At 42.1% G+C, this 26407-nt stretch carries 30 protein-coding genes, 1 pseudogene and 1 riboswitch; all 31 genes and pseudogenes read left to right on the forward strand.

Annotated features, from left to right (window positions below; all coding sequences use genetic code 11):
- The first annotated feature begins 292 nt into the window (after window positions 1-292).
- The 31 genes and pseudogenes from PGLA_RS19650 to PGLA_RS19785 all read left to right on the forward strand — a co-directional run bounded on the left by PGLA_RS19650 (window position 293) and on the right by PGLA_RS19785 (window position 26397).
- Complete coding sequence (locus PGLA_RS19650; RefSeq protein ID WP_068536136.1) at window positions 293-1327, forward strand: serine hydrolase domain-containing protein; 1035 nt, start codon at window positions 293-295, stop codon at window positions 1325-1327.
- 228 nt (window positions 1328-1555) lie between these two features.
- Window positions 1556-2002, forward strand: coding sequence for a UPF0158 family protein (locus tag PGLA_RS19655; RefSeq protein ID WP_068536138.1), 447 nt, complete (start codon window positions 1556-1558; stop codon window positions 2000-2002).
- Window positions 2003-2225: 223 nt separating this feature from the next.
- Window positions 2226-2561, forward strand: coding sequence for a hypothetical protein (locus tag PGLA_RS19660; protein ID WP_068536140.1), 336 nt, complete (start codon window positions 2226-2228; stop codon window positions 2559-2561).
- 442 nt (window positions 2562-3003) lie between these two features.
- Window positions 3004-3828, forward strand: a complete 825-nt coding sequence (locus tag PGLA_RS19665) for a class I SAM-dependent methyltransferase (RefSeq protein WP_068536142.1) — start codon at window positions 3004-3006, stop codon at window positions 3826-3828.
- A 299-nt stretch (window positions 3829-4127) separates the two neighbouring features.
- Window positions 4128-4250 (forward strand): hypothetical protein, encoded by a 123-nt coding sequence (locus tag PGLA_RS29455; RefSeq protein ID WP_281197439.1) that lies wholly within the window; start codon window positions 4128-4130, stop codon window positions 4248-4250.
- Between the two features lie 517 nt (window positions 4251-4767).
- Window positions 4768-5175 (forward strand): NUDIX hydrolase, encoded by a 408-nt coding sequence (locus PGLA_RS19670; RefSeq protein ID WP_068536144.1) that lies wholly within the window; start codon window positions 4768-4770, stop codon window positions 5173-5175.
- 188 nt (window positions 5176-5363) lie between these two features.
- Entirely contained in the window at window positions 5364-6092 is a 729-nt protein-coding gene (locus PGLA_RS19675; RefSeq protein ID WP_068536146.1) for a class I SAM-dependent methyltransferase, read from the forward strand.
- A 191-nt stretch (window positions 6093-6283) separates the two neighbouring features.
- Window positions 6284-6874: a hypothetical protein gene (locus tag PGLA_RS19680; protein ID WP_068536148.1), complete on the forward strand. Its 591-nt coding sequence runs from the start codon at window positions 6284-6286 to the stop codon at window positions 6872-6874.
- A gap of 186 nt (window positions 6875-7060) precedes the next feature.
- The gene (locus PGLA_RS19685; protein WP_068536150.1) at window positions 7061-7726 is read left to right on the forward strand and encodes a P-loop NTPase family protein; all 666 of its coding nucleotides are present in this window, start codon (window positions 7061-7063) and stop codon (window positions 7724-7726) included.
- Between the two features lie 89 nt (window positions 7727-7815).
- On the forward strand, window positions 7816-8541 hold the full coding sequence (locus PGLA_RS19690) for a class I SAM-dependent methyltransferase (RefSeq protein WP_084411310.1): 726 nt from the start codon (window positions 7816-7818) through the stop codon (window positions 8539-8541).
- A gap of 230 nt (window positions 8542-8771) precedes the next feature.
- Window positions 8772-9359, forward strand: a complete 588-nt coding sequence (locus PGLA_RS19695; RefSeq protein ID WP_068536152.1) for a histidine phosphatase family protein — start codon at window positions 8772-8774, stop codon at window positions 9357-9359.
- A gap of 197 nt (window positions 9360-9556) precedes the next feature.
- Window positions 9557-10213, forward strand: coding sequence for a hypothetical protein (locus PGLA_RS19700; protein ID WP_068536154.1), 657 nt, complete (start codon window positions 9557-9559; stop codon window positions 10211-10213).
- A 71-nt stretch (window positions 10214-10284) separates the two neighbouring features.
- A complete protein-coding gene (locus PGLA_RS19705; protein ID WP_068536156.1) occupies window positions 10285-11148 on the forward strand; it encodes a GNAT family N-acetyltransferase in 864 nt (287 codons plus the stop codon).
- A gap of 242 nt (window positions 11149-11390) precedes the next feature.
- Window positions 11391-11723, forward strand: coding sequence for a DUF3024 domain-containing protein (locus PGLA_RS19710; RefSeq protein ID WP_068536157.1), 333 nt, complete (start codon window positions 11391-11393; stop codon window positions 11721-11723).
- 37 nt (window positions 11724-11760) lie between these two features.
- Window positions 11761-11904: a hypothetical protein gene (locus PGLA_RS28180; RefSeq protein ID WP_161487966.1), complete on the forward strand. Its 144-nt coding sequence runs from the start codon at window positions 11761-11763 to the stop codon at window positions 11902-11904.
- A 66-nt stretch (window positions 11905-11970) separates the two neighbouring features.
- On the forward strand, window positions 11971-12594 hold the full coding sequence (gene yqeK / locus PGLA_RS19715; protein ID WP_068536401.1) for a bis(5'-nucleosyl)-tetraphosphatase (symmetrical) YqeK: 624 nt from the start codon (window positions 11971-11973) through the stop codon (window positions 12592-12594).
- A gap of 236 nt (window positions 12595-12830) precedes the next feature.
- Window positions 12831-13297: pseudogene (locus PGLA_RS19720) on the forward strand (GNAT family N-acetyltransferase).
- Between the two features lie 378 nt (window positions 13298-13675).
- Window positions 13676-13828: riboswitch (adenosylcobalamin (AdoCbl) riboswitch) on the forward strand.
- Between the two features lie 83 nt (window positions 13829-13911).
- Window positions 13912-14073, forward strand: a complete 162-nt coding sequence (locus PGLA_RS28185) for a hypothetical protein (protein ID WP_161487967.1) — start codon at window positions 13912-13914, stop codon at window positions 14071-14073.
- Window positions 14074-14178: 105 nt separating this feature from the next.
- Window positions 14179-15324, forward strand: coding sequence for a 1-propanol dehydrogenase PduQ (locus PGLA_RS19725; protein WP_068536159.1), 1146 nt, complete (start codon window positions 14179-14181; stop codon window positions 15322-15324).
- Between the two features lie 170 nt (window positions 15325-15494).
- Complete coding sequence (locus PGLA_RS19730) at window positions 15495-15848, forward strand: BMC domain-containing protein (protein ID WP_068536161.1); 354 nt, start codon at window positions 15495-15497, stop codon at window positions 15846-15848.
- Window positions 15849-15859: 11 nt separating this feature from the next.
- Window positions 15860-16291: a EutP/PduV family microcompartment system protein gene (locus PGLA_RS19735; RefSeq protein WP_068536163.1), complete on the forward strand. Its 432-nt coding sequence runs from the start codon at window positions 15860-15862 to the stop codon at window positions 16289-16291.
- Window positions 16292-16362: 71 nt separating this feature from the next.
- Window positions 16363-16935 carry an ANTAR domain-containing response regulator gene (locus PGLA_RS19740; protein ID WP_068536165.1) on the forward strand — a complete coding sequence of 191 codons (573 nt, stop codon included), beginning with the start codon at window positions 16363-16365 and terminating at the stop codon, window positions 16933-16935.
- A complete protein-coding gene (locus PGLA_RS19745; RefSeq protein WP_068536167.1) occupies window positions 16928-18352 on the forward strand; it encodes a sensor histidine kinase in 1425 nt (474 codons plus the stop codon). The genes PGLA_RS19740 and PGLA_RS19745 overlap by 8 nt, the downstream gene beginning before the upstream one ends.
- Before the next feature lie 137 nt (window positions 18353-18489).
- Window positions 18490-19920 (forward strand): ethanolamine ammonia-lyase reactivating factor EutA, encoded by a 1431-nt coding sequence (eutA, locus tag PGLA_RS19750; RefSeq protein WP_068536168.1) that lies wholly within the window; start codon window positions 18490-18492, stop codon window positions 19918-19920.
- A 29-nt stretch (window positions 19921-19949) separates the two neighbouring features.
- Window positions 19950-21314 (forward strand): ethanolamine ammonia-lyase subunit EutB, encoded by a 1365-nt coding sequence (locus tag PGLA_RS19755; RefSeq protein ID WP_068536170.1) that lies wholly within the window; start codon window positions 19950-19952, stop codon window positions 21312-21314.
- Window positions 21315-21332: 18 nt separating this feature from the next.
- Window positions 21333-22283 carry an ethanolamine ammonia-lyase subunit EutC gene (gene eutC, locus PGLA_RS19760; RefSeq protein WP_068536171.1) on the forward strand — a complete coding sequence of 317 codons (951 nt, stop codon included), beginning with the start codon at window positions 21333-21335 and terminating at the stop codon, window positions 22281-22283.
- Window positions 22284-22303: 20 nt separating this feature from the next.
- A complete protein-coding gene (eutL, locus tag PGLA_RS19765) occupies window positions 22304-22957 on the forward strand; it encodes an ethanolamine utilization microcompartment protein EutL (protein WP_068536173.1) in 654 nt (217 codons plus the stop codon).
- A gap of 11 nt (window positions 22958-22968) precedes the next feature.
- Window positions 22969-23649, forward strand: coding sequence for a BMC domain-containing protein (locus tag PGLA_RS29460; protein WP_068536174.1), 681 nt, complete (start codon window positions 22969-22971; stop codon window positions 23647-23649).
- A gap of 27 nt (window positions 23650-23676) precedes the next feature.
- Window positions 23677-25140: an acetaldehyde dehydrogenase (acetylating) gene (locus PGLA_RS19775; RefSeq protein ID WP_068536176.1), complete on the forward strand. Its 1464-nt coding sequence runs from the start codon at window positions 23677-23679 to the stop codon at window positions 25138-25140.
- Between the two features lie 58 nt (window positions 25141-25198).
- Window positions 25199-25489, forward strand: coding sequence for a BMC domain-containing protein (locus tag PGLA_RS19780; RefSeq protein ID WP_044877366.1), 291 nt, complete (start codon window positions 25199-25201; stop codon window positions 25487-25489).
- A gap of 116 nt (window positions 25490-25605) precedes the next feature.
- On the forward strand, window positions 25606-26397 hold the full coding sequence (locus tag PGLA_RS19785) for a cobalamin adenosyltransferase (RefSeq protein WP_068536177.1): 792 nt from the start codon (window positions 25606-25608) through the stop codon (window positions 26395-26397).
- Window positions 26398-26407 lie beyond the last annotated feature (10 nt).

Below are 26407 nucleotides of genomic sequence, written 5' to 3' on the forward strand. Positions count from 1 at the left end.
GAAGAATGGATACATCAAGTACAGAGAATTCGTATATAAGGACCTATAGATTCAGGGATTTTTAGATGGATAATTCGAGGAAGACACGAATACATCACCTAACATTGGATTACCACAGCGGTCGCTACGCTCCCTTGGTCACCAGGAGGAAGTTTCGAAAGTTAATTCAGGTGACACATCCAACCGGCTAAGTGGCAGAGCCACCCGAACCTGCGGTCCTTAAGCCGATTGGACGTCGGTAATGCGCGAACGTTAGGCGAAACCACCTTTAAACATAGAAAGGAAACTTCAAATGATAATTTCAAAAGAATTAGAAAAATTACTAGATGTTGAAACAGCAATCTCTAAATTCTCAGGTTCAATATTAATAAAGAGGGATGGAAATGATCTTTTTAAATCTAGCTACGATTATGCAGATCGAAGAGAGTTAATTAAAAACACAATGGACACCAGATTCACAGTGGCTTCAGGTTCTAAAATATTTACAGCAGTAGCGATATGCCAACTTGTGGAACGAGGATTTATTACTTTTGACACATTAATTAAAGAGTGCATAGATATTTCATTTCCAATATTCAGTAGTGATATTACAATCCATCATTTACTCACCCACACTTCGGGTATACCTGACTACTTTGATGAAGAATTCATGACGGATTATGAAAAGTTATGGGAGAATTATCCGATGTATCGGGTGTTTACTTCTAAAGACTTTTTGCCCTTGTTTCAAGAAAAAGAAATGAAGTTTCAACCTGGCGAACGATTCTCATACTGTAATGCTGGATTTATTCTGCTTGGCCTAATTGTTGAGCAAATAAGTGGTATGAATTTTATAACATATATCCAAAGAAATATTTTAGATGTGTGTAATATGAAAAATTCTGGATACTTCCGAATGGATCAGTTACCTAATCGAACAGCAATAGGATACATTGAGGATCAAAAGAGCAAAGAATGGAGAACGAATATATATTCAGTGCCTATCATCGGTGGAGCGGATGGAGGGGCATATACTACAACTTATGATTTAAATAACTTCTGGTCAGGACTTATGGGTCATAAATTATTAAAGGAGGAAACAACCATAAGAATGTTATCGCCACAAGTCGAAATAGATGATTTCCAGAATTATGGTTACGGCGTTTGGATGACTATTATTGGTGACGAAATATTTAAGTATTATGTTATGGGTGGTGAACCAGGTGCAATGATGGTCTCTTCAGTATATGTCAAGAGTAGTATTAGAGCACATGTCATGAGTAATAAATCAAATGGAACAGCAGAAATACCAAGTAAAATTGATGAATTAATTTATAATTCAGAATAATCAAGGCAATGGCATCGCCTAACAAAGTGTTCAAGCATCGTCGCTAGTGCTCCTTGGTCCGGGCAGAAGTATTGAGGAAGTCTCGGAGATGAGATTACATAGGTAAGGAAGAAGAATCAGCTGGACACAACCATTTCCCTAAGATATGAGCTATCTAAGGGGAATGGTCGTGAACACAAATGCGTTTGGCGAAAGTACAGTGAAATATTATGTGAGTAGGTGGTATCTGTGGAGCTAGAACTTATCAAGTTAACACAAACTCAGTTTGACGAACTCGTTTTTGCGAGTGAAAATACCAGTATTAAGATCTCTTATTTCTTTGATAAACATACAGGAGAAGTTGGAATGTTAGGTGATGATATTGAAGTAGATCCTGTACTTGCTGAGTGTATAGAAGAAGAATTTGGTGAACGTTATATCAGAGTTCCGAAGATTGAGTCCAGGCAATCTTTTGAGGATATGGAGAAGTTCACCGAAACTATTCAAGATCAGAAGATGAAGAGGTCTATTGAACGTGCACTTAGTGGAGGTAAAGGAGTATTTAGAAGATTTAAGGATACAGTATCAGATGACCGAGAACTATTAGAACAATGGTATAAATTTAAAGAACAAATGAATAAAGAACGGGTATTGAAGATGTTTGAAGAAGAATTTATAAAACTGATAATAAAATGAATGTAAGTAGCTCAAGGTACCTTCGCCTAACACAACATTCTTACTGAGGGCATTCGCTCTTGATCGCTAAGAAGGATTTCCAAGAAGTATATTCAGGCGATACATCCAACCAGCTAAGTCTGACGACCCGTTCCTTACGGTCACTTAAGCTGCTGGAACGTCAGGAATGCACAACGTTATCGGAAATCGAGGTATGACATTTTAAAAACCTAAGGAGATAAAAATGCCTATTAAGCCAAGAGTGATAGTGGGATCACTGTTTATAATTCTAGGTATCTTTATTGCAGTATTTTATTACAACATAAATAAAACTTATAAAGTTGAAGAATTACCGAATGATATTATCAGTCGGATATATAAAAGTGCCGAAGGTAAGAAAAATGTTTCAAATATACAAATTCAACAAGACAAAAAAATTGGTAAGTATCTTGTTTTTTTGTATTCATATGAGTATAAAAATACGGGTGAATCTAACAGTTATATAGTTTATGAAGAACATAAAAATAAATACAAAGTACATTTCACAGGGAAATTAGTATTCAAATTTAAAGATAGTTAACACAATAAAGGATTACAATATGCCATCATAGATGGGTATCTTATTATGTGTGGAATAATAAATCAAGAGAAAGCAGACACATTTGAAATTGTCTCTGGAGATACAAAAATTACCGATAGGTATGAGAAAAATATATATTTTATCAAAGAATATGTCTTAGGCAATCCCAATGAAGTGAAGATAACACCTATAGTTGAAGACCCTTAGAACTTTTTTGAAGGTTACTCAAAGGTGACCACGACATCTGATAACATTACATTCTACGGCATCGCTGATGTTCCTTGGTCGCCAGGATGGGTTTCGGAGAAGCATATTCAGGCAACACATCCAACCAGCTAAGTCTGACGACCCGTTTCCTTCGGTCACTTATGCTGCTTGAACGTCAGGAATGCCAAACGTTAAAGAAATCCCCGCAACCAAAAACAAGATTTGGAGGAACCGTATGAAAGACCAGCGTTCAACTTACAATATCCAAAGTGCTATCTTAGGTTTTCAAGAGGAAGTAGAGCGATTAAGAGTACAAGTAACTATGAGTTGGGATAAAGAGTTCCGAACCTTAAAGTGGTATGGATTACAAAATGGTATGAGCGTATTAGAAGTTGGTAGCGGACCTGGATATGTAACTGAGCAATTACTTAATAGCTTACCAGACAGTCATATTACCTCTCTCGAAATAGACAATACATTACAAGAACAAGCCAAAAAATTACTAAAAGACGTTTCTTCTGAACGAATAAAATTTGTAGAATCATCGATTTATAATACTGATCTACCAGATAATTCATTTGATTTTGTAATAGCAAGATTAATTTTTCTCCATTTAAATAATCCACTTGAGGCGGCACGAGAGATATATCGAGTACTAAAGCCTGGTGGGAGATTAGTAATCATTGATAATGACGATGGGGTTTTTGGTACGGTAAACCCAGAAATCCCATTACTACATAACATTTTAAAGAAAATCTCGGATTATGTTGCACAAAAAGGTGGAAATCGATTAATAGGTAGAAGTTTACCACGCCTCTTATTAAAGAGTGGATATATAGATATAGATATTGATTCAGTAATTCAACATAGCGATGTGCATGGGATTGATGGATTTAAACGACAATTTGATATTAATCGTTTTGTGCATTTTTATAGAAATGGTGTGATTACTTCAGATGAATTTGAACAATTAAAACAAGCTTCTGAGGCAATCAATAATTCTTCTGACGCGTATGCGATGATGAACTTTATTATTGCATGTGGTAAAAAACCTTTGTAAGTCAATTATAAACTATCAATAAAAAGATCATAGAATATTAAATCAACAAGTATAGCTTCGCTTTGAAGGCGGGACATCTTATAACATTACATTTCTGCTTCGTCGCTAACGCTCCTTGGTCGCCAAGAGGTATGCCAGAGAAGTGGAATCAGGTGACACATCCAACCGGCTAAGTGGCAGAGCCATCCGGACCTTCGGTCCTTAAGCCCTTAAGCCGTGTGGACGTAAGAAATACGCAACGTTAGGTGAAATTAATGCAGATATGGGTTTAGATAAGAAAAATCAAAGGAGATAACAAAATGAATCATATTGAAGCAGCTGAAGAATTCATTAGAAACCATTTTAAAGATTCTATTTTTGTATTAGTTGCTGGAAGTGTGATAAGAGGTGAGGGAGAGCGTATTTATAAGGGTTTTTCCTGACAAGAGATATTTACACTTTGTACCAGTGGTTGGTTATGATAAAGAATACTTTTACTTAGCAGACTCTTTGGAACACACAATTAACTGCAACGAAACATGCTATAACCGAAAAATATTAATTAGTGGTTTTGAGGCAGTATGGAAAACATGGGTACCCTTTTGTAAAAACACGTATATAGTAATACGCCAATACAGTTAGAGTGTATTGAAAATTAAGGACAGGGGAACTTGAAATAAACACATTGTGTAGGATCATTCAAAGAAGGCATGAACCTCGTCTAACATCGCATTCCTACTGCGGGCATTCGCCCTTGATCGCTAAGGAGAGAATCTCCAAGAAGTATAATCAGGCAACACATCCAACCGGCTAAGTCTGACGACCCGGCACCTACGTGCCTTAAGCCGCTTGAACGTCTGGAATGCGCAACGTTAGATGAAACCTGTGTAAAGTACACTATAAGTAAATATATGTGAGTGATTTCATTGAAGTGAATAATCATACGAAAGGAGTAGTTGAGTGAATCCACCTAAACACATTGTTTCAGCAGCTGCAATCGTAATCAATGACCAAAATCAAATACTACTGATTAAAGGACCGAGAAGAGGATGGGAAATGCCAGGTGGGCAGGTTGAAGTAGGAGAGTCATTACAAAGTGCAGCTATTAGAGAAACTAAAGAGGAATCAGGAATCGATATAGAAATAATAAGATTTTGTGGGATATTTCAGAATGTTGAAAGTTCAATAGTAAATACTTTATTTTTAGCCAAACCAATTGGAGGACAATTAACAATAACGAATGAGAGTTTAGAAACCAGATATTTCTCTATAGAGGAAGGGCTAAGTAAGGTGACATGGAAGAATTTTAGGCAACGAATAGAATATTGTTTAAGATCTGATTCACAACCATTTTATCTGGAATTTTAAAGATAGAAAGACAAATAAGAACAAAGATATTGTAGGCTATTTAGTAGAGTTTCGAAGAAGTGAATTCAGGTGACACATTCAACCGGCTAAGTGGCAGAGCAGCCCGGACCTACGGTCCTTAAGCCGATTGAACGTCGGTAATGCGCGAACGTTAGATGAAATTACGAAGATAATTGTGGAGGTATAACATGAAGCAGAATCTTTATGACGACCCAGAGTTCTTTATGATGTATAAGAACTTAAGAGAAACGAGAATCACCTACAATGACTTTATTGAACAACCTGCAATAAGAAAATTATTTCCAGTCCTTAAGGATTTACAAGTACTAGATTTGGGATGCGGCTTTGGTGAACAGGCAAATTACATTATCGATAACGGAGCAACTCATGTTACAGGTGTGGATATTTCAGAGAAGATGTTAGATATGGCAAGAAAACGTACTCAAATTCATTATCTCCATAATTCCATGGAAGAAATTGATTTCAATAATAATGAATTTGATTTGGTAGTCAGTTCATTAGCCTTTCATTATATTGAGGATTATAATTTATTAATTAGTAGGATTGCAAAATGGATTAAACCAAATGGTTACTTGGTATTTTCTACAGAGCATCCTATTGTATTGTCAAATAAGAGTAAAGAAGGATGGATTAAAGATTCCAATAACAATATACTTCATTGGCCTATTGATAATTATGGAGAAGAAGGACTTAGAACACAGTTTTGGGGAGTCGATGGAGTAATAAAATACCACAGAAAACTCTCGACTTTACTTAATGTATTGGTACAAAATGGGCTAGTTGTTCAAGAAATTGTTGAACCTGAATCAATTCCAGAGGGTCTTGAGAAGATGCCCAAATTAATAAATGAAAGAAAGAGACCATCTTTTATATTAATTAAGGCAAAATCAATGTAACTTATCTAACAAAGTTTTCACGCTGCGGGCTAAAGCCCTTGGTCCATAGAAGTAATACAAGAAGATTAATCAGGGACACACCTGCGAGTCCAAGTCTTTGACCCGTTCATATTCGTTCATTTAGGGCTCTCGGCGTCTTAAATACTCTATACGTTATACGAAAACTTGGCAAATGGAAGTAGGTAATAACTATGCAGGATAGATTTAAAAGATATTTTCAAAACGCAATATTCAAAGACGATGTATACATAAGACCTACACAAATTACTGAAATAGATGATGATATCGAGTTTACATTTACCGTATTTTATTATGATTCGTCGACTATAGTTCAAATATGGAAGGTAGTTGCTAAAGCTGTAGAAAATTATAAATTGAGTTATGATTTTATTGAAGATATTAATGAGTTTGATAAACATATTTTGTTATGGGAGTTTTTAGAGCAACATTACGAGCTATATTTTAAAGGCACTATAACAAATAGAAAGGAACTTATTGGAGAAATACTGGACAAACATATCTCATTTACTGAAGGTTGGATCGACATTAATCAATTTATTAATGGATCTGTAGAACAAATTTTAAAAGGTGATTCTGGGTTATTTGCGAGTGGGCCTAAAAGATTGATAGATAAATACAAAGAGGTTCTTGAAAGTAATGAATTATCAGTTTCACTTTTACCATGTAACAAGAAGAACAATGATAAGAAAATAATGATATTTGGAAAGTCATTTGTAGTTGCGGAAGATTTCTATTATACCCTTCTGGTGAGTAATTCATAGATGGCCAAGTCATAGTATAACACCGTTTCCCACTGCGGGACTTATGCCCCTTGGTCTGCCAGAGGCGTAACGAAGAAGAGGATTCAGGCAGACACATCCCTTCCCCTAATTTAAGAGCTATCTAAGGGGGAGGGATGTCGGAAACACGCAAACGTTAGGTGAAATCGTCAGATAAAGGAGAAATATATGAACCACCCTCACAAGTTAATCATAGTAGACGGTATACCAGGTTCTGGTAAGTCAACACTTTCGGAAATGATTTCTAAAGAGTTGACTAAACAAGAAATAAAGAACATTTTTTATCATGAATTAACTGAAAAGCACCCACTATTCATCTATGATTGTAAATTCATAACCTTTAAAGATCATAGTGAGGCAGAATATTATTTTAATCGTGTTGTTGAATTGTTTAATAGATTTGTAGAATTACATAAGAATGAATCGGAAGTTATTATTATCGAAAGTATATTATTTCAAGACACATTAAGTTTTGCATATAACATGGGAATGGACAGGCTTAAAATAAAAGCACTATTTAACCTTTTAGTAGATATATTAAGTAGATTGAACCCTATTCTCATTTATATCTATCAATTAGACGTTAGAAGAAACTGGGAAATGATTGGTAAGATAAGAGGTGTAGAATGGATACCTTCTTTACATACTCAAGAAGGATTAGATGAAGCTGAGAGAGATTGGAAACCGAATCAAGAATTCATTAAATCATTGATTGAAGAATGGGAGATTCCCAAATTAATTATTGAAAACAAAGATTATTTATGGGAGCAGTACACTGAGAGAACTAAAGAATTTTTGGAAGTTAACTCATTGATGTCTGACAGCATCAGCTAACATTGCATTAGCACAGCGGTCGCTACGCTCTCTTGGTCACCAGGAGGAAGTATCGTAGAAGATAACTCAGGTGACACATCCAAAACTAAGTGGCAGAGCCACCCGGACTTAGGGTCCTTAAGCAGTTTGACGTCGGTAATGCGGGTACGTTAGCTGAAATTGATGAAAACTATTTTAAAAAAATCCAAGGAGTTGTCCATATGGATGTAGAAATTAAAAACACATTAATAGAAAGCTATAATGCTAATGCAGAATTAAGAGATAAGTTTGAGATTCAAAGTTGGAAGCTCAATGAATTAAACCGATTTATCTCCCATTTTAGTAACATAGTTGGTTTAAAGCTCCTTGATATTGGTGCAGGTTCGGGTCAACATAGTCAGTATTTAAAGTCAAATGGTTTCGATGTGCTTAGTATTGATATGAGCCCAGAAATGATCAAATCATGTCTCAACAGAGGGTTAAAGGCCCAAGTGATGGATTTTTACTCATTGAAGTTTGAAGAGGCCTCGTTTGATGCAATTTGGTCAATGAACGCATTACTTCATGTGCCTAAGAGAAGGTTGGATATTGTTTTAAATAATATTAAGACTGTATTGAAGCCAGGTGGATTTTTTTACTTAGGTCTATATGGGGGTTATGATAGCGAAGGAGTCTGGGAAGAAGATCCATATAAACCTAACCGGTTTTTCTCATTTTATAAAAATGAAGATATTGAAGTGAAAGTTAAAGAATATTTTGATGTAATGAATTTTGAAGTGGTTCCAATGGTTGGTGTGAATACAGACTTTCAATCATTTGTTTTGAGAAAGAGATAAATTCTGATAGTTAATTCAAAGAAGTCATCAACATCAGCTACCACAGCGGTCGCTACGCTCCCTTGGTCACCAGGAGGAAGTATCGTAGAAGATAATTCAGGCGACACATCCAACCAACTGAGTGGCAGAGCCACCCGGACCTAGGGTCCTTAAGCAGTTTGAACGTCGGTAATGCGGGAATATTAGCTGAAACCATTGCAATACTGATATAAGAAAGCGGTGACATAGAAGTGACAACCTTTATATACTTTGTAAGGCATGCTGAGTCTATTTATGTTGAAGGTACGGAAAGTAGTAGAAGCTTATCAGAAAAAGGAATGGCTGATGCATTAACCATAAAGGACATATTAAAAACAGAAGAAATTGATTATTTCATATCAAGTCCTTATGAAAGATCAATAGAAACCATTCGTCCAACGGCAATTGAGTATTTGAAAGATATCAAAATTGAAGAAGATTTAAGAGAAAGAAACATTGGTAAATTCTCGTCAATATCTTTCAAAGAAGCTAAGTGCCAAGTATATGCAGACATTCATTATGCATTTCCACAAGGGGAATCTAGCTTAATAGCACAGAAACGATCTGTGAAAGTTATGGAAGACATATTAGAAACATACGAAGGTAAGAAGATCGTAATTGGAACTCATGGAGATATTATGACGTTAATGATGAATCACTTTGATAAACAATATGGATTTAATTTTTGGGAGTCCACATCGATGCCAGATATTTATAAATTAAGATTTGAAGAGAAAAGATTAAAAAACTCGACAAGAATATGGGAAAGCCTACTCGAAGAAGGCAATGGTATCAGCTAACAAATCATTCCTACATCGTCGCATTCGCTCCTTGGTCGCCAAGAGGATTTTCGGAGAAGTCGAGTCAAGGCGACACATCCAACCGGCTAAGTGTCAGAAGCCACCCGGACCTCTGGTCCTTAAGCTGCTTAGGCGTCAGGAATGAGCGACGTTATATGAAATCCCTGCAAAAATTTATTGGAAAGAGGGAACAATCTATGAAAATCCTTATCTCTCAGCCAAACCATGAAGGAAATCTTGAACAACTTCAAACTGAACTAGCTTTAGATTATGATTTTGATACAGTGTTATTTCCTGAGGGTTACATCACAGATAAAGATAATGTAGTTAGAGCATGTGCGTTAGCAAATAAATATAAGAAAATGATAATTACGGGCTATAGAGACAACAACAAAGATAGAGCATTAATAATTAATCAGCATGGCGAGATTATTTTAGAACGTGCAAAGTCACCCATGAATGTTCGTTTATATACTCCTTCTGCAGTTGAGGTTAATGGTTCTAAGATCGGCTATTTGTTATGTGTAGAATTATTGCAAGGATTACTTGGATTAGAAGAATATGATACAAGTTTAACTTATATTGCACATCCGATAGGTGTAGGTATGTTCAGTGAAGAGCAATTTAATGAGTGGATTTCTGAGGCCAAGAGAATCGCGGTTAAATATAATACAATGATACTGGGTACAAGTCATGCAGATGGCTCATATAGAAACTGCGGTATTTCAATACCAATAGCTTATTGTATTGATAGAGTTGGAGAGCCAGTTTTTATTTCTAAGAACGATTTAAGAACAAGGATAATTAACCTGAAAACAAAGGAATATGGATTTATTGCAAGGATTTTTGTATAGATTATCGAAGCAGGCGGAAACGTTAGGTGAAACTTCCGTAAAAAAAAATTGAATTTGTGAGGGATAACTTTTTGAAACAATATAGATTAGAGCAGGCAGATAAAAATTTATTTGCAGTTTATCAAGTTATATATTCTAACTCCGATATTGAGATGTGGTATGACTGGAATACTCGCTTGAATGATACGAAGTTTACAGATCAATGTTTTTGGATAATGTCTGACGATGATAGGATTGGAGGGGTGGTAAAGATTAATGATACCGTAATGTTTCCTTTTATAATCCCTCCATTTTCTGATCGACAACAAATGTGGAGGATATTATTAAATTGTTGCAAAGATATAAGAAATATCAACGGAGTTCTGCAAGATGATGTAGATATACTGGTGTCATTAGGTTATAAAGTAAATGTAAATCGACAGGTAATGTGCTGTCCTACGGGTGCAAGTAAAAAGCCGGTTATTCCAAATGGATTGTCTCTTTATAGGTTGGACGATTCTTTTGACATAACAAAAATTAAAGAGGTAATGAAGGAAGGATACCGTGGAGGGATTGACTACGAGATCTTTGGTGTTCCGAATGATGAGAAGATAATGGAGGATATATCGTATCTTTTGCAAGTTTACAAACATAGGAATCTTTCGATATATGTCGTAAATGAACAGAACCAAGAAATCGTTGGACTGTGTATAGCTGGTATCAGTGAAAACATGCCATTAGGATTTGCAGAAATCGGAGAATTATGTGTTGTTCCTCAATATAGGAGCAAGGGAATTGCAGACTTCATGCTAAATTACATAAAAGAAAGTGCGAACTCTTACACAGAGGTTGTAAAATTATGCGTTACTGTAGGTAATTATGCAGAAATACTTTATAGTAAAGCAGGGTTTCAAGCAGGCCCTAGATTTGCGAGGATGACTAAAAGGTCAATGTAATGATGATCATGATAGGCTTCTTGTTAAAGATTTTACAAAGATTGTACGTAATTTGAAGATGATAGAAGCATCACCTAACAACCTATTCACACTTAGGTTCATTCGGCCCTGAGTCCGCCAGAGGCATTTCGGGGAGCTAGATCAGGCGGACAACCCTGCACTACCTTACCGTATCGCGGCTGGCTCTTTGAGCCTTAAGGTGGTAAGGGTTCGTGAATACGAAAACGTTATGAGGTGTACATATGCTGGATGAATTCACTAAAAAGAGAATTGATAAGATAATGTCTGATTACATTGAAGAGAAAGTGCCAAAACACATAAGAAACCAAGTAAAACTAAATTATAAGTTCAGAGGTGATAGCGTCACTCTAGTTGAAGAAAGAATTGCATTTAAGAGTGATCAATGGGTACAATTGCCCGTTGCTCAATTCCGATTAGAACTAAACAAATGGAAAGTATATTGGAGAGACAGTAAGAATAAATGGCATTTTGTTGAAGATATTACACCGGAGAAAGACTTTGAAAAACAATTAAAAACCGTTGATAACGATGATCTAGGAATATTCTGGGGATGAAGATAGAAGGAGTTTTTCAGGCATTTCGAAGAAGGCAATGACATCTGATAACATTGCATTACGACAGTGGTCGCTCCGCTCCATTGGTCTGCCTGAGGCACTTTCGGTGAAGTGGATTCATCAGACAACCCTGCACTGGCTAAGTCCGTCGGGTTCGGGGCTTATGATCCTTAAGCCATGAGGGTTCGTGAATATCCGAACGTTAGCAAAGTTTATGCAACATAATATAAGTGAGAGTGAATTGGCTATGCATACCATATTGAAGAACCTTACAAAACAAATTGAGTTTTCAAGTGATTTGAAGAGAAATATTCATCTATTTTTAACGAGTAATAAATGTCCCAAAACAGCTGATCATTGTATTGACGTTGGTACGGAAGCAAGGAGAATCGCATTAATGTTTAAAGCTAACCACGAAGCAGCTGAAATTGCAGGTTGGTTGCATGATATCAGTGCTGTTTTCCCAAGTATTGAGCGTATAGATGTCTCAAGACAATTACAGATCGATATTTTACCTGAAGAAGAACTATTTCCAATGATCATTCACCAAAAGATATCAAAGGTTATGGCTAGAGATATTTTTGGAATTACAGATCAAGAAATATTAGACGCCGTTGGTTGCCATACAACATTACGGGCAAATGCAACTTTACTTGATCAAGTATTATTTGTTGCTGATAAGATTGCTTGGGATCAGTCAGGAGAGCCTCCATATATTGAAGAATTGAATAGAAATTTAAAGAAATCATTAACACATGGTGCATTTACATATATCAATTACTTATGGGAACGGAAAGAAACCTTAAAGGTTGTTCATCCCTGGTTGAAAGAAGCCTATGAAGAGCTTGAGGATAAAGTGAATAAAGTGTAGGTGATTCGAAGAAGGTAATTACAACACATAACATCGCATTCAACGCTCCGGGCCGCCAAGCGGACCTTGGTCCGGGAGAGGCATTTCGGTGAATGCGGGAACATTATATGAAAGACATGCAATTCATAGTATAGAGGGTGATTTCATTGAAGATAGAAGACATATTTGGCAATCTCTCTGCGTTGGAGACGGATAGAATAATGCTAAGAAAACTTAAAATTGAGGATTTATCCGATATGTATAACTACTGTTCAGATGAAGAGGTTTCAGAGTATACAACATGGTACACCCATAAATCATTGGATGATACAAGAGGATTTATTGAATTTGTATTAAAGGCATATAGTAACAATGAAGTGGCTCCTTGGGGGATTGAAGATAAGAAAACAAATAAATTAATTGGAACTTGTGGTTTTGTATATTGGAATCTTATACATTCAAGAGCAGAATTGGGATAGCTCTTTCAAGAGATTTTTGGAATAAAGGAATAATGTCTGAAGTTGTAAGCAGGATCATTGATTTTGGATTCATGGATATGAATCTAGTAAGAATTGAAGCTAGATGCCATCCCAACAACATTGGATCAGCGAGGGTAATGGAGAAATCAGGAATGACTTTTGAAGGGTTATTACGCAAACATTTATACACCAAAAGTGAGCACCAGGACGTAAAGATGTATTCAATAATTAAAAACGAAGTGTAAGCTAGTACAAGAAGGACTCTTTCATCAGATAACAATATTTTCACGCTTCGGGGTATACGCTCCTTGGTTTCGGAAAGAGTCGAAGACAGGAAAATGTTATATGAATGGGACGCAAATCAAATTTAGAATCGACAGATTCATGAGAATATTTTGAAAGAAAAGGTAAGGATTCAAACTATAACAATTCAGTCATGTCTCTCGTGATTGCCCTATATTATACCCTTTGAAATAGATCTTTTTTTGTTGTCTTTGAAACTACCCGACTACTGGTGTACACTATGCTAATTTATGGGGTGGCGACGAACGTTACAAAATTTATATATTGCCATCCCATTTCTATATGCTATAATGATTTCGAATGGTACCCATTCACGTCATACCACAATACAAAAGTTTCAGGTAATGGAAGTTTGGTGCAAATCCAACGCGGTCCCGCCACTGTGATAGACTGGATGTTCAGTCTTAAGTCAGGTCATTTTCCTGGAAACTTTGAAAAACCAACCATTTCGAGGCGAAAGTGGCTGGTTTACAAGTCTAGTGTGACGATTCTCGCCTCCTAGGCTTTTTTGTATGGACAAAGGTGGTCTCGACGCTGATGTCGGGAGGGCCTGGCGATGGCGCCAAACAAGTACAAGGATGTACATGAGGTAACGGGTAGGTTCTTCAATGTCGAAGAATATGATACACAACGTAGTGTATCTTTTTTATACAAAATGCGGTTGACGATTATCCGGATTAAGGTGTACAGTGGTGGTAGACAACTGTATGAATACTAGTTACACAATGACGTGTACATATAACGAGCAAAGAGGCTTTTAAAGGAATCCGTTCTTTTAAAGGTCTCTTTTTTTGTTGCCAACTATTTCTTGGAGGTGCCCTACATGGACAAAATTTCTTTTAAAACCGACATTTATATGGGGAAAGGAGCGCTGAATCGCTTAGCGGAATGGCGGAACAAGCGGATCTTCATCGTCACGGATCCGTTCATGGTGAAATCGGGGATGATCAACCTGTTGTTCGAAAGGCTGCATGAAAGCAATGAACAGTACATTTTCAGTAACATTGTACCGGATCCTCCAGTTGAAGTCGTGACAGAGGGGGTGGAGGCGCTTGGGACGTTTCAGGCCGACCTGATCATTGCTATTGGCGGAGGCTCCGCGATCGATGCGGCCAAGGCGATGAAAATTTTTGCTAAAAAAATCTTGGATCAGCGCGATATTTCGTTCGTGGCGATTCCGACAACCAGCGGAACCGGCTCGGAAGTGACGTCTTTCTCCGTCATCAGCGACAAGAAGAAAAACATCAAATACCCGCTTGTATCCGATGACATGCTGCCGCAGGAAGCGATTCTAGACCCTGATTTGGTCAAGAGCGTTCCAGATTTCATTACCGCCGATACGGGAATGGACGTATTAACCCATGCGCTTGAAGCGTATGTGTCGACCAAAGCGAATGATATCTCCGACGCGTTGGCGGAGAAGGCGATCAAATTGGTGTTCGCGTATTTGCCAAGAGCCTACAAGGATGGGGGCGACCTTGAAGCGCGCGAAAAAATGCATAATGCTTCGTGCATGGCAGGTATGGCATTCAACATCACTTCGCTCGGGCTTAACCATGGCATCGCGCATGTGGCTGGAGCCAAATTCAAGATTGCCCACGGGCGCATGAACTCGCTGCTATTGCCGCACGTGATAGAATTCAATGCGGACTACAAGCCGGGATACGGTAAAGAGGAAAGCAATGCGACGGCTGCAAGATATGCCGAAATTGCTAAAAACCTGGGGCTGCCGACTTCCAATGCGCGCAGCGGTGTGCGCAGTCTGGTACAGGCAATCAAGCAGCTTCAGAAACAATTACACATGCCGCAAACGCTTCGGGACTGTGGTGTAGATCAGAACACTTTAGAAGAGATGAGAGAGGCAATTGCCGAGGGTGCTCTGCATGATGGTTGTACGGCTACCAATCCGCGTGTTCCGACAAAAGCGGATGTCATCGAAATATTGAACAAAGTGTTTCAATTAGGCTAGCCGCATTGACAACGCTTGCATCTATAAATATAATGAAAATAACACAATGACGTGTTAATTAATAGTTAAAGCGAAGAGGCTTCTTAAAAATTCCACGTGAAATTTTAAGGGGTCTTTATATTTTTTTTTAGCTATTTTACGTGTTTCTTTCATAGAGATGGGATGATGGTATGGACCAACAAAACGAAAAACAACGCGTCATTCAAGAGTACGTACCTGGGAAACAGGTAACGCTAGCTCATATTATCGCGAACCCCAACCAGGATATTTACAAGAAGCTGGGACTGGGAGCCGATGCAAAAGATGCCATTGGTATTATGACCATTACGCCAAGCGAAGCCTCCATTATTGGGGCGGATATCGCGACTAAGGCGGCCGGCGTACAGATCGGCTTTGTCGATCGCTTTAGCGGCTCCCTCGTTGTTACGGGGGATGTATCATCCGTGGAAGCCGCCATTAGTGAAGTGCTGCTTGGCTTGCAGAACATTCTCGGATTTTCAGCTGCGAAGATTACGAGAACATAGGGGAAGATGCTATGAAAAAAATAATATTTGCCGGAAGCACTGGCTCGGGCAAGACTACGCTGTGCCAAAGGTTGCACGGTCAGGAGATTGCCTACAAGAAGACGCAAGCCATCGAGACTTTTGATCAAGCCATTGATACACCTGGCGAATGCATCGAGAACCGTTATTTATACAAGATGCTGATGGTCACTAGCGTTGAAGCAGATGTCATCGGGCTTGTGCAAGATTGCACAAAGGAAGAGAGTTATTTTCCGCCGGCTTTTGCGACGATGTTCGCCAAACCGGTTATCGGAATAATAACCAAGGTTGAGCTGGCCCAAGTGGATGAGGACATCGCGCAAGCGAGAGACTATTTGCAAGCAGCTGGCGTGGATCGTATATTTGAGGTTTCCTCCATGGAAAATGTGGGACTGGCAGAGCTACAAGGCTATTTGGAAGGATAGACGAACACGCCATTTGGTTGAGTTTTCACAAGATACAAGCAAATATCGGCAGACAATGAGGTGCATGACACATGAATGGAAAAATTGTAGTAGTCGACGATGAACCTATTACAAGAATGGATATTCGTGAGATGCTTGAAGAAGCGGACTACAAAGTAGTAGGGGAAGCTTCTGATGGTTTTGAGGCCATCGAGTTATGTAAGAAGCATCTGCCCGACCTGGTTATCATGGATGTTCAAATGCCTATCTTAGATGGGTTAAAGGCGGGCAAGCGAATCATTTCAGAGCAATTGGCCGGCGGGGTTATTCTCTTAACCGCCTTCAGTGACAAACAGACAATTGAAAAAGCATCCTCTATCGGTGCGATTGGTTATCTGGTGAAGCCGCTCGACGAAAAATCGTTGATACCTATGGTGGAAGTGACGATTGCCAAAAGCAAGGAAATACGCAAGCTGGAACAAGATTTATCGAAGCTATCTCAAAAGATGGAAGAGCGAAAAGCGGTTGAGAAAGCGAAAGGGATTTTGATGAAGGAGAACGGCTGTACCGAAGAGGAGGCCTATCAAACCCTGCGCAAACTTAGCATGGATCGACGATGTCCGATGATGGAAATCGCAACAACAATCGTCATGTCCTATGATTGATTTCAAAGAACGGATTGTGCGTTTGTGCAACCTGCATACGGGGTTGGCTGATGCGGATATCGTGCGACTTACCGAGATTGCCGAGTCATTTGAAATGTCTAACGGGCAAGATGATGTGTTCATCGATGTTCTATCCAGTGTGGCCAATGAGGCGATTGTCGTGTATCACTATCGTCCGAGCTCGGACAAGTCGCTGTATCGGCGATCAGTCTTGGGGGAGAGGGCGCTGCGTGAGAACGAACCCGGCGTTCTAAGAACGTTGGAGACGGGAATCATGTCACAGGGACTCGTCGCCAATACGCAAGAAAACCATCTGGTCAGGCAAACCGTGTATCCGATCGAAAATCAAGAGGGTGTCATTGCGGTTATCATCTATGAAAAAGATGTGAGCGACAATATTCAAGCCCACTTCGATGTGACCGGCACACAATATGAAGACGGAGAGATATCTTCTACGTTGACCGCTATGCTGCGGTTCAATGATACCATCATCAATCAGCTGGAGGATGCCGTCCTTATTTTCGACAAGTACGGATTCGTAAAGCTGAAGAACAAGAAGGCAGACGTGTACTATCGGCAGCTAGGTTATTTGGAGGATATCCAGGGGCTACACTATGACAACCTGTCGCTGGATCAGACGACCTTCTCCGGCGTGATAAAGGAGTACTCTTCGTCCCCTTCCTGTTCATTGACGACAGATGTGAAGGTAGCCGGCTACTATTATCAGGTGAAACGGTTATTTATTACTGAACGGGATTTTCGCGTAGGCGTCATCTTGCATGATGTGACGGAAATCAAGGACAAGGAAGCGGAGATTGTCTCCAAGTCGGTGGCTATTCGCGAAATCCACCACAGAGTGAAAAACAATTTGCAGACGGTGGCGTCGCTGCTTCGTATTCAGGGGCGGCAAAGTGAAAGCCCAGAAGCCAAAAAATGTTTGAACGAAAGTGTGAGTCGGGTGCTGGCCATCGCGGCCACCCACGAGTTGTTGTCGACGGAGATCGAAGCACATGTAGATTTGCTGGATGTCATTCGTTTGATTGCTTCTAATATTCAACGATGTTTTGTCGATTGTAAAAATATTAATATAGAAATGAAAGCAGTACAAAGCATTTGTCTCGATAGCGACCGCACTGTAGCGATTGCGCTGATTGTTAACGAACTCTTACAAAATTGTTATGAGCATGCCTTCGGTGATTGCTCAGATGGTAATATTATGGTACATGCGCTTCTTGAAGGCGGATTGGTCACTGTAGAAGTGACGGATGATGGAATGGGGTTTCCCGTCGGAAAATGTTCGCGCAAAAGCTTGGGGTTATCCATTGTCCATAGCTATGTGAAGGACAAGTTGAAAGGGAAGCTTGCGATTACGTCCAATCCAAACGGTACAACGGTTACGTTTACCTTCAAAAAATAAATATTCGGGCTACAATGGTGTAGTCTTGCAAGCAATGAGGCTTAAGGTTATAAATTCCTGCGAATCGGGAGTTTATTATAACTTTAGGCCTTTTTGTTTGCATACAAGAAATTTATGTATTCATAGAGGTGAGAGAAATGAACGAAGAACTGTTAAGTGTAGGTATTGATATGGGGACATCCACGACCCAGCTCGTGCTGTCCAAATTGTATATCCAGAATCTAGGATCTGCCTTTTCTGTACCCCGTCTGGTCATTACGGACAAAGAAGTGGTCTACCGAAGCGATATTTGCTTCACGCCCATGCTTGCGGATAACCGGATTGATGTTGGACAAATCCAGACATTCGTACAAGAGCAGTACCGAAAAGCCGGCATTCGTAAAGAAGAGATTCAAACAGGCGCCGTCATTATTACTGGCGAGACGGCCAGAAAAGAAAACGCCAATGAAGTGTTGTTATCGTTAAGCGGATTTGCTGGGGACTTTGTGGTCGCCACGGCCGGGCCGGACCTGGAAAGCATCATTGCTGCCAAAGGCGCCGGAGCCCATACGTACTCCAAGGAACATTCAACTTCCATTGTCAACATCGACATTGGGGGCGGCACCAGCAATTTGGCGCTGTTCTCCAGCGGCGAGCTGCTGGATACGGGATGTCTGGACATTGGAGGTCGTCTGATCAAGGTAGACCAGGTGACACGAGAGATTACCTATATCGCGCCCAAAATCAAACAGCTTATAGCACGAAGAGGAATTCAGTTGGCACTCGGGCAGCGGGTAACGCCGACCGAACTTGAGCCGATCATTCAGGAAATGGTCAAGCTGCTCGAAGAAAGCGTCGGTCTCCGGCCGCCAGGCGATTTCTATGACATCATCGTCACGAACAAAGGGCTGAAGCTGGATCGAACCATTCCGTGCATTTCCTTCTCCGGAGGGGTGGCCGACTACATTTACCAAGAAGCGGCGGACGATGTGTTCAAGTTTGGAGACATCGGGATTTTGTTGGGAAGAGCGATTGCTACCTCCTCATTGACACAGCAAATGATGGTGGCAAGAGCGGCCGAAACCATCCGAGCAACCGTCGTAGGGGCTGGATCCCATACGACAGAGATCAGCGGGAGCACTATCACCTATACGGAAGAGAGTTTTCCGATCAAGAATATTCCGATTCTGAAGCTATCATGGGCGGATGAATCGGGAAGCGATGAGGTGCTGGCAAGAGCCATTTCCGACAAATTGAACTGGTTCAAGTTGAATAATGATTTGCAGAAAGTCGCGATTGCGCTGGAAGGGAAGAAGAGTCCAAGCTTCCTGGAGGTCCAGAAGTATGCCCATGGATTACACAAAGGAATGGCAGAGTTGCTGGAAAAAGAGTACCCGCTCATCGTGATTGTTCATCACGATATTGCCAAGGTGCTCGGACAGACGCTATATGCTCTGCTTGGCTACAAGAAAGATGTCGTTTGCATCGATAGTGTGCAAGTTGACAACGGAGACTATATTGACATCGGCAAGCCGATTGCAGGCGGCAAGGTATTGCCCGTCGTCATTAAAACTCTCGTGTTTAACTAATAGAGTTGTACTTGGAAGGAGGAGCTTTTGTGATTTTAAAAACCAAACTGTTTGGTCGAACCTACCAATTTAAAACGCTGATGGAAGTCATGGCAAAAGCAAATGAAGAAAAATCGGGGGACAAGCTTGCTGGTCTGGCAGCTGATTCGTCGGAAGAGCGCGTAGCGGCTAAGGTGGTTCTGTCTCAGATTAAAATGTCGGACTTACGCGACAATCCTGCGGTTCCTTATGAAGAGGACGAGGTTACCCGCATTATTCAGGATCAGGTCAATGAGCTTATCTATAGCGAGATTAAAAACTGGACTGTAGAAGAGCTGCGCGAGTGGATTCTGGATGAAAACACAAGCGAATCCGACATCAAGCGTGTGTCGCGCGGACTTACTGCCGAGATGGTTGCCGCAGTAGCCAAGCTTATGTCCAACCTCGATCTGATGTACGGGGCGAAGAAGATTAGAATTACGGCCCACGCCAACACGACGATTGGCCGGCCGGGCACCTTATCGGCCCGTCTGCAGCCGAATCACCCGACCGATGATCCCGATGGAATCATGGCTTCCCTGATGGAAGGCTTGACCTTCGGTATCGGGGACGCGGTACTGGGGCTCAACCCAGTGGATGATTCCGTGGAAAGCGTCACACGTATCTTAAATCGCTTCGAGGAGTTCAGACAAAAGTGGGAGATTCCTACGCAAACATGCGTTCTGGCCCATGTCACTACCCAGATGGAAGCCGTCAAGCGAGGCGCGCCGACAGGCCTGATCTTCCAATCGATCGCAGGCTCGCAGAAGGGCAATGCAGCCTTCGGATTCGATGCTGCCACGATCGCGGAAGCGCAGCAGCTCGTGCTGCAATACGGACAGGTAGCAGGTCCGAATGTCATGTATTTCGAGACAGGCCAAGGATCGGAATTGTCTTCGGAAGCTCATCACGGGATCGACCAGGTAACGATGGAAGCACGTTGCTACGGATTTGCTAAGAAATATAACCCGTTCCTCGTGAATACCGTGGTCGGTTTCATAGGTCCTGAGTATCTGTATGATGCGAAGCAGGTTATCCGCGCCGGATTGGAAGATCATTTCATGGGTAAATTATCAGGCATTTCCATGGGCTGCGACGCTTGTTACACCAATCATATGAAGGCGGATCAGAACGATCTGGAAAATTTGGCGGTCCTACTGTCCGCAGCAGGCAACAACTTCTTCATGGGTATTCCGCATGGCGACGATGTCATGTTGAACTATCAAACAACCGGTTATCACGAGACCGCAACGCTGCGTGAATTGTTAGGTCTTCGTCCGATTCGGGAGTTTGAATTATGGATGGAGAAGATGGAGTTCATAGAAAATGGCAAGCTGACCAAAAAAGCCGGGGACGCATCTGTGTTTCTCAAGTAAGGAAGGGAGGAAGCTCTTATGGAAGAGAAAGACCTGAAATCGATGATTGAATCCATTCTCATGGAGATGGTAGGAAACAAACCGGAAGAAGCAGCGGAGCCTGCCCGCACGGAGGCGCCTGTACAGCAGGCGGTGGTGGTTGCCGAGCCGGTTCTTGCCGAGCTTGTGCAGACGACTCAGCCTGCGGAAGAGGAAACGGACAGCGACGAATGTCTGGATGACATTACGGAGGTTGATCTTCGCAAGCTGCTGTTGGTTCCCGACCCAGCGGATCGCGAAGGCTACATGAAAATGAAGGAAAAGACGCCGGCTCGTCTTGGGGTGTGGCGTGCAGGACCGCGCTATAAAACATTTACTTCGCTGCGTTTCCGTGCTGACCATGCCGCTGCGCAGGATGCCGTGTTCTCCTACGTGTCCGAGGAGTTCGTGAAAGAAATGAACTTGGTAGCGGTAGAAACCATGTGCCGGGACAAGGATGAATACATTACACGCCCTGATTTGGGCCGTCAGTTTTCGACGGACACAATCGAATATATAAAGAAGCATACCACTAATCAGGCCAAGGTACAGATGATGGTCGGTGACGGATTAAGCTCCGCAGCTATTGAAGCTAACCTGCGGGATATCGTGCCGGCCATTGCGCAAGGACTTAAGATGTATGGCATCGAGGTGGGGAATATTTTGTTCGTCAAGCATTGCCGCGTTCCATCCATGGATATGGTCGGAGAAGCGACTGAAGCAGACGTAGTTTGTCTCCTAGTAGGAGAACGGCCGGGTCTTGTAACAGCAGAATCGATGAGCGCCTATATCGCCTACAAACCGACCGTTGGCATGCCGGAAGCGAGACGGACGGTCATCTCCAATATTCACTCCGGCGGAACACCTGCGGTTGAAGCAGGAGCACACATCGCTGAGCTGATTAAGACGATGATTGAACGACAAGCTTCGGGGATTGATTTGAAACTATAGGAAACTTGAAGGAGGTCCGTATGAGAAACGAACCGATTCATGCAAAAGTATTGGGCATAAAGCTCATCTCCAACGTAAGTCCGGATATGGCGGAAAAGCTGAATCTGAAACCACACCATAAAAGTTTGGGGATCATTACCGCCGACTGTGACGATGTCACCTATACGGCGCTGGACGAAGCGACCAAAATGGTAGAAGTGGATGTTGTGTACGCAAAAAGCATGTATGCCGGTTCAGGCAATGCTTCCACGAAGCTGGCGGGTGAAGTTATCGGGATTCTGGCGGGGCCAAGCCCTGCGGAAGTTCGTAGCGGAGTGAATGCGGCCGTTGATTATATCGAGAGCGGAGCGCATTTTGTAAGTGCCAATGAGGATAATAGCATTACCTATTTTGCCCATTGTGTCTCTCGCACAGGCAGTTATTTGTCTCAGACTGCGGGCATCAGAGAAGGAGAAGCACTGGCCTATCTCATTGCCCCGCCGCTTGAAGCGATGTATGCGCTGGATGCGGCGCTGAAGGCTGCCGATGTCACCATTTCCGCGTTCTTTGGCCCGCCTTCTGAAACTAACTTTGCCGGGGCCCTGCTAACGGGTAGCCAGTCTGCTTGTCAGGCAGCGTGTGATGCATTTGCCGATGCGGTGCAATTCGTCGCAGACAACCCGACGAGTTATTAAGGTAGATGGCTATGAAAAATATTGCGTTAGGCCTTGTCGAAGTAAGAGGGTATCTGGGGGCAATTGCCGCGGCGGATGCTGCCTTGAAGGCAGCAAGCGTCACATGCATCGGCCTGGAAATCATCAAAGGCGGGTTAGTTACGGTCAAAATCACAGGTGACGTTGGAGCGGTACAGGCCGCCGTGGAAGCGGGAGCGGACAAGGCGACACAACTGAATGTGCTGCTGACCCGTCACGTGATTGCCAGATTACATGAGGAGACGGCCGCCATCGTTAAGATGACGGACATCGAACAAGCAGAAGAACAATTGGCAGTAAAGGACACATACGACGAAAATGTGGCTCTTGATGGTGCAGATACTGCTGAACTTGATACACCAAGTACGGATGCAGTGGAAGCAGATGTGGTAGCCGATGCCGTGGAAGAGGAAGCTGATGCAGTAAGCACGGAACCCGACGCAGATAAGCTGGATTTCGGACGAATCAGTGTGACTGAGTCTGCGGCTGACGAATCCGAATTGTCTGTGCAAGCAATGAATAAAAGCACAAGCCCAATCATCGTCATCGATTTACCGAAAGAGCTGGCAAAAGAACAGATAGGATCAACGGGGGATTCACCTGCCATGAAAAGTAGGAAACCTGTTGTAAAAGAAACGAGTCGAACCACGAAAACGACAAAATCTCGTTTGTAAAAAACGTAGTGGAGAGAAGGAGTATTGATGGAAACATTGGATAAAGACCTAAGATCCATTCAAGAAGTCCGCAACCTGATCAAGAACGCTAAAGAGGCACAAGCCAAATTGGCTGTTATGTCGCAGGAACAAATCGATGCGATTGCCAAAGCGATCGCAGATGCGGGCTACGAACACCGCGAAAAGCTGGCGAAGATGGCCTATGAAGAAACGGGATTTGGCCGCTGGCAAGATAAGATCGTCAAGAATGCATTTGCTTCCAAGCATGTGTATGAGTCGATCAAGGATATGAAAACCGTAGGCGTCCTGAAGGAAGACAAAGCGAACAAGATCATGGAAGTGGCTGTTCCGGTCGGTGTAGTTGCTGGATTGATTCCGTCCACCAACCCGACATCGACCGTTATCTATAAAGCATTGATTTCGCTCAAGGCAGGGAATAGCATCGTATTCTCCCCGCATCCTAATGCATTAAATAGCATTCTGGAGACGGTGAATATCATCAATGAAGCAGCAAAACAAGCAGGATGCCCGGACGGAGCTATTGCTTCCATGACAGTTCCGACCATTCAGGGAACCGACCAATTAATGAAGCATAAAGATGTGGATTTGATTCTGGCCACCGGCGGAACGCCAATGGTTAAAGCCGCCTATTCATCCGGCACGCCGGCCATTGGTGTAGGACCCGGAAATGGTCCGGCCTTCATTGAGAAGAGCGCCAACATTCCATTGGCGGTCAAACACATCTTGGAATCCAAAACATTCGACAATGGTACCATCTGCGCTTCTGAACAATCCGTAGTTGTAGAAACTTGCAGCAAGGACGCGGTTGTGGCCGAATTCAAAAAGCAAGGCGGATATTTCTTACCCACAGAAGAAGCTGCACAGCTGGGCAAATTCATCATGCGGGCAAATGGTAGTATGAATCCGCAAATCGTGGGGAAAAGCGTTGAGCACATTGCTAAGCTGGCTAATCTCCAAATTCCAGAGGGTACGCGCGTACTGCTGGCCGAAGAGACCCGCGTCGGCCACAACGTTCCTTATTCCCGCGAGAAGTTGGCCCCTATCTTGGCTTTCTATACAGAAGATAGCTGGGAAGCGGCGTGTGAACGGTGCATCGAGATTTTGAATGGTGAAGGCGCAGGGCATACGATGGTCATTCACTCTGACAATGAAGAGATCGTGCGTCAGTTTGCCCTGAAGAAACCGGTATCCCGCCTGTTGGTGAACACGCCTGGCACATTGGGTGGCATCGGCGCGACTACGGCTCTCGCTCCCGCACTTACGCTCGGTTGCGGTGCGGTAGGTGGCGGCTCGACATCCGATAACATCAGCCCTCTCAATCTGATGAATATCAGAAGAGTGGCTTATGGTGTGAAGGAACTGGAAGATTTGGCGGAGCAAGCGCCACAAATCGAAGAGGCAGTTATCAAGCTTGCCGATAAAGAGCAATTGATCAACATGATTGTCAAAAGAATTTTGTCAGAATTGTAAGGAATGTAAGGAATGGTTACCCCAAAAAAACTAACATATATCTAGGAGGAATTTTACAATGGCAAACGCAAACGCATTGGGAATGATTGAAACAAAAGGTTTGGTAGGAGCAATCGAAGCGGCGGACGCAATGGTGAAAGCGGCAAACGTAACGTTGATCGGTAAGGAGCAAATTGGTGCCGGTCTCGTAACGGTTATGGTTCGCGGCGACGTTGGCGCTGTTAAAGCGGCAACGGACGCAGGTGCGGCAGCGGCAGAGCGCGTAGGTGAATTGCTATCTGTGCATGTCATCCCAAGACCACATTCGGAAGTGGATGCGATTCTTCCTAAGACGAAGCTAGCGGAATAATAACAGATACAGGGCAGGTATAACGACCAAGATGGATGTAGCGTGTGCTGCATCCATCTCATTGCCTGTCGCGATAGCGGCTCGGATTATTCCCGAGGGTAAAAGGATGTGAAAACATGGCTGTTATAACCGAAAATGAATTGCGCAAACAGTTCAGAAATCAGAAGCTGAAAGATATCGAGGTATACGAAGTTCCTAAAGGAGTAATTCTGACTCCGTCGGCCAAGAGCTTCTTGATCGAGCATAAGATTGAGCTTCGTTATGTGGGAGCACCCGATGCTTCGACACCCCAAAAGGAAGTTAAGCTTCAAATCACCAAAAATGTGGACAGTGAGCAGGAACCAATAGAAGGGAAAAAACGTTTTCGCACCATGTACGGCGGTTTTTTGGAGACCAAGCCGGAGCACATGACCCATTTATATGGCAACATGCTCGTGTTTAAAGATCATCCCCGGATTATATTTCGTGGCAAGCTGGATTCGCTGGAAACGAAAATTTTGGAGGCGCAGATTAGTTGCTCTAAGCTGAACATGACCAAGCTGGTCGATGATTTGGAAGAGATACTGCTGTTTATTAGAAAAATCGTGCGGTGTGAAGTGCTGAATGAAAGCATAGACGATTTTCAATTGCTTGGGATGACACCTAAGGAATTGCGTGAACAATCCCATTTTCCCAAGAAGTATTTTGGATTGGAACATTTTCAACCCAGCTATGATATGGGCGAAGCGGTTGTTGTCATAAATGCGTTACGCACATGGACAAGAGAAACGGAGCTGTTTGCATACCAGGCCTTTAAAAAGGAACATGGGAGCGCAGAGCGTGAAGATATCATCCGGACGCTCAATCGACTCTCTTCGTTATTCTGGATCATCATGTTTCGAATTCGTGTAGGACACTACAACTCATGAGGTGAGGATA

This window comes from Paenibacillus glacialis, from assembly GCF_001637205.1.
Lineage (GTDB): Bacteria > Bacillota > Bacilli > Paenibacillales > Paenibacillaceae > Paenibacillus_AQ > Paenibacillus_AQ glacialis.